General features: G+C 61.5%; 6 protein-coding genes. 4 read left to right on the top strand and 2 right to left on the bottom strand.

Going from position 1 to position 4,191, the window contains the following annotated elements; all coding sequences use genetic code 11:
* Positions 1-48: 48 nt before the first annotated feature.
* From ACTHL0_RS09775 to ACTHL0_RS09760, 4 genes are all read left to right on the top strand, one after another.
* The gene (locus ACTHL0_RS09775) at positions 49-489 is read left to right on the top strand and encodes a hypothetical protein (RefSeq protein WP_440566527.1); all 441 of its coding nucleotides are present in this window, start codon (positions 49-51) and stop codon (positions 487-489) included.
* A 142-nt stretch (positions 490-631) separates the two neighbouring features.
* Complete coding sequence (locus ACTHL0_RS09770; RefSeq protein ID WP_440566528.1) at positions 632-1,429, top strand: DNA adenine methylase; 798 nt, start codon at positions 632-634, stop codon at positions 1,427-1,429.
* A gap of 77 nt (positions 1,430-1,506) precedes the next feature.
* A complete protein-coding gene (locus ACTHL0_RS09765) occupies positions 1,507-2,247 on the top strand; it encodes a hypothetical protein (protein WP_440566526.1) in 741 nt (246 codons plus the stop codon).
* The gene (locus ACTHL0_RS09760) at positions 2,240-2,506 is read left to right on the top strand and encodes a hypothetical protein (RefSeq protein WP_440566525.1); all 267 of its coding nucleotides are present in this window, start codon (positions 2,240-2,242) and stop codon (positions 2,504-2,506) included. Before ACTHL0_RS09765 ends, ACTHL0_RS09760 begins: the two co-directional genes overlap by 8 nt.
* Before the next feature lie 195 nt (positions 2,507-2,701).
* Here the strand turns inward: ACTHL0_RS09760 and ybeY are convergent, their stop codons facing one another.
* Together ybeY and ACTHL0_RS09750 are read right to left on the bottom strand one after the other, a co-directional pair.
* The gene (ybeY, locus tag ACTHL0_RS09755) at positions 2,702-3,184 is read right to left on the bottom strand and encodes an rRNA maturation RNase YbeY (RefSeq protein WP_440566524.1); all 483 of its coding nucleotides are present in this window, start codon (positions 3,182-3,184) and stop codon (positions 2,702-2,704) included.
* Positions 3,185-3,235: 51 nt separating this feature from the next.
* The coding region (locus ACTHL0_RS09750) for a PhoH family protein (protein WP_440566523.1) at positions 3,236-4,191 on the bottom strand (956 nt) is incomplete at its 5' end.

The raw sequence follows: 4,191 nt of genomic DNA, 5'->3' as shown, positions 1-4,191 counted from the left end.
TCGATCAGGCCATCGCGTCCGTGAAAGCGATCGTCTGGGACTGACATCATGAAAATCGCTTTCTACAAGGGTAAAGGAACGCTTGTCGACGGGATCATCCGCTGGTGGCAACGAGGGCCGTACAGTCACGTCGAGGCCGTGCTGGCCGAGACCGAAGACGGCACGTTCGAATGCGCGTCATCGGTACGCGGAACTGGCGTGCGGATCGCGGCGATCGCGCTTGCGCCCGACGAATGGGATGTCCTCGACATGCCGGCCGACGTCGACGCGGTACGCGCTTGGTTCGCTGCGCACTCGGGCCTGAGCTATGACTACTTGGGGATTTTGGGGTTCGTTGTGCGGCCGGTGGGCGGGGAGCCTCGGCACTACTTCTGCTCGGAAGCGATCGCTACGGCCCTTGGCCTCGCTGAGCCGTTCCGGCTCGATCCCAATGCGCTCGCCGATCTCGTTAAAGACCTCGCGCACGTCGAGCACGCAACGACAGCTTGAAAAGACAGAGCGGCCGGCGTAAGTGCTGGACACACTCGCACCGGCCGCCTCATCACTGCACTACCAGTGAATCAGCCAAGGCCCTGCCACCTTCCGGAAGGCGGGGCGGATTTTAACAGACCGCAGTAAGGCTTTTTCATTGATCGCTCAACCCATCATTCCTTGGCTCGGCGGCAAGCGCCGCTTGGCCGATCGTGTCATCCCGCTCTTCCCGCAACACGAGTGTTACGTCGAAGTCTTTTGCGGTGGAGCTGCGCTGTACTTCCTTCGACCGATGCCGGCGCCGGTCGAAGTGCTCAACGACATAAACGGCGAGCTGGTGAACCTCTACCGAGTCGTGCAGAACCACCTGGAGGAATTTGTTCGCCAGTTCAAGTATGCGATTTCAAGCCGACAGGTATTCAAATGGCACCAGCAAACGGTCCCGGAAACGCTCACCGACATCCAGCGTGCGGCGCGCTTCTATTACCTGCAGCAGCATGCCTTCGGCGGCAAGGTCGACGGACAGACATTCGGCACGGCCACGACCGCGCCATCGGTCAATCTGCTGCGGATCGAGGAGAGCCTGTCGGCCGCACATCTTCGCTTGGCCGGCGCGCATATCGAGAAGCTGCCGTGGGATGAGTGCATGGACCGCTATGACCGGCCACACACGTTCTTTTACTGCGACCCACCGTACTGGCAAACGGAAGGCTATGGCGTCCCATTTGCGTTCGCCGAGTACGAGCGCATGGCTGAGAAAATGCGCTCTTGCAAGGGCAAGGTGATGGTCAGCATCAACGACCACCCGGACATCCGGCGAGTGTTCGAAGGCTTCGCGATGCTTGGGTTGTCGATCAAGTACAGCGTGAACAATACGACTGCGAGCGGCCCGTCGACGAGCCGCGAACTGGTGATCACGAACTGGGAGCCCGGTACGCAGTCGGGCGGCCTGTTCTAAGCCCGGCATACAGATTTGTCTCCTAGGGGAGGTGCTACGATGGCGGCCCACCCCTTACACATGGAGGAAATCGATCGATGGCCTCGGTCCAACTTGACTTGGGTTTTGGTGAATACGCCATCCTTTCCGAACGGGCAGGCTCCGGGATTTCGACAGCCAAGCATCAGCAGGACGGCGAGGAATTCTTGCGGCGCTGGCCACGAACTCGATCCATTGAACAGGAGAGCAGCTACCTCCGGCAACTCGGGTTTCACCCCGGACAGACAGTGCCCGGAGTGAGTGCCAGCGATACGAGCGCGCAGCTTCGGGCAGCAGTGAAAAGCGGTAAGGTTACGGTCGTGATCGAGCGCGCGGCGCCGATGGGAGGCGGTATCAATGCCTCCGGGCCGACGCGCCCCCCGTATCCACTCAAAGAGCGGGAGAAAGCCGCTTGGGTGGCTCCGGCTCGTAAGTCGTACTCCTCCGATTGGCCGCCCAGCTACAACGACGTTAGCGCGGATGACTTAATCAACTACATTCAAAGCGTTGTTGGTAGCACGCCGACCGAGGTTGCCGCCCCTGACGCTGCCCTGTCGATGGCGCTTGCCGATGCGCAGCCGTTTGAGTATGGCGAGGACGCCTCGTTCGGCGGGCAAGCTGAACAGGATGCCGGATTCCTCATGACGCCAGAGATCGAGGCGGAATGCGAGCACGGGCTCAATTTGGACCTTGACGAATGCTCTGCGTGGGAAGCAGCGAAACCGGGCACATGGAACATGTGTCACAGCCGATCCATGGAACGATATGCCAACTGCTTAAAAGGGAGAGTCCTTGACTAACACCGCTCAACGCACGCCGCGCTGCATTGTCATCACTTATGACGAAGACGCGCAAGCGCTTAACGTTTGCACCGTCAATCGCCAACCTCTGGCGAAGATGATTGACGCGGCCATGGTTGTCCCCTGGCCGCTCGAAGACGAAAATTTCCGGCTCGACGATGAGTTCGCGCGGAAAATCGGTGGCCTAGTGTTTAACTTGTTGGCGGTCCATCAGCCCGACCTGAAGCAGTACATCAGCGTCACGCCTACGAAGAAGTAGGACGCGAGTGTCTTGACTTGGCAGTGTTTCCACGGTGCCGTCCGGAGATGCCTCATGCCGCCCTCGGGCGGCTTTCTTTTGCGCTAAATGGTGACAAATCCCCCGCGAAGGCGGTGAAGCGGCGGAGGACAAAAGTACCGCAAAACGGTGACAAAGCGCGCGCGACGCTACAACATTGCGTAATGGATTGGCGGCCTAGCGGGAACGGTCTCCGTACGGATCGGCGAAGCCGAGCCGGCCCAGGATCTGCGTTTCGAGCGCTTCCATCTCTTGCGCTTCCTGGTCGTCTTCGTGGTCATAGCCCTGCGCATGAAGCGTGCCGTGCACGATCATGTGCGCGTAGTGCGCGAGGAGCGGTTTGGATTGTTCGGCTGCCTCTTGTTCGATCACGGGGCAGCACAGTACGAGATCGCCGGAGACGGGATCGTCCTCGCTCTCCGCATAGGCGAACGTCAGCACGTTGGTCGCGTAGTCCTTGCCGCGATAGGTACGGTTCAACAAACGGCCTTCGTCGGCATCGACCAGACGCACCGTCAACTCACCGTCCGCGAACAAGGCCGCCTTGATCCAGCGCGCGACATTCGCGCGCGACACGACCGCCTTATGTTCGGGGAAGGCCTTGGCGGCGGGAACCTGCAACGCGAGCTTCAGTTGCGGCGTGCGTGTCTTCTCGGTCATTCGTTCATTCGTTCGTTCGGGGTTGCGTCCGCTTCGCGCTCAGCGCGAGCGTCATCGTCCATCGACCGGCGCCGCGTCGTCTTTCTTCGTGTGCTTGTCGTAAGCCTCGACAATGCGCGCCACGAGCGGATGGCGCACCACGTCTGCGCTCGTGAAGCGAGTGAGCGCGATGCCGCGCACGTTCGTGAGCACCTGTTGCGCTTCGATGAGGCCGCTCTTTGCGCCGCGCGGCAAATCGACCTGCGTCGTATCGCCCGTGACCACCGCCTTCGAACCGAAGCCGATACGCGTGAGGAACATCTTCATCTGCTCGGGCGTCGTGTTCTGCGCCTCGTCGAGAATGATGAACGCATGATTCAGCGTGCGTCCGCGCATGTAGGCGAGCGGCGCGATCTCGATCATTTGCCGCTCGAACATCTTCGCCGTCTTGTCGAAGCCGAGCAGATCGTAGAGCGCGTCGTAGAGTGGGCGCAGATACGGATCGACCTTCTGCGCGAGATCGCCCGGCAAGAAACCGAGCCGCTCGCCGGCTTCGACGGCCGGACGCGTGAGTACGATGCGCTTGACCTGATCGCGTTCCAGCGCATCGACGGCGCAGGCCACCGCGAGGTAGGTCTTGCCCGTGCCCGCGGGCCCGACGCCGAACGTGACGTCGTGCGAGACGATCTGCTTCAGATATTCGCGTTGCGCCGGCGTGCGTCCGCGCAGATCCGCCCGGCGCGTGTACAGCTTCGGGCCGAGTTCCTCGATGTTCTCGTCGTCGAGCCCAGCCGGTTCGTCGAACGGATGATCGGGATCGTAGCGGGACGACGAGGCGTCGTCTTGCGCAGCGCCACGGTTGTTGGCCGGATGCCGCGTTTCGACGAGCGCGAGCTGGATATCGTCGACCGAAAGCGGCTCGCGTGCGCGGTTGTAGAACGTTTCGAGCGCGCCGAGCGCGACTTTCGCGCCGCGTCCGCGGATCGAGATGCGATGGCCGCGCCGCTGCAGCGTGACGTCGAGCGCTT

This window comes from Trinickia sp. (genome assembly GCF_051961175.1).
Lineage (GTDB): Bacteria > Pseudomonadota > Gammaproteobacteria > Burkholderiales > Burkholderiaceae > Trinickia.
Note: the sequence above shows the minus strand (reverse complement) of the source record. Positions and strands in the feature narration are given on the sequence as shown.

Excerpts from the sequence above, each read along its gene's own strand:
- ACTHL0_RS09775 (WP_440566527.1), top strand. The coding sequence starts at position 49 with ATGAAAATCGCTTTCTACAAGGGTAAAGGAACGCTTGTCGACGGGATC.
- ACTHL0_RS09765 (WP_440566526.1), top strand. The coding sequence starts at position 1,507 with ATGGCCTCGGTCCAACTTGACTTGGGTTTTGGTGAATACGCCATCCTT.
- ybeY (WP_440566524.1), bottom strand. The coding sequence starts at position 3,184 with ATGACCGAGAAGACACGCACGCCGCAACTGAAGCTCGCGTTGCAGGTT.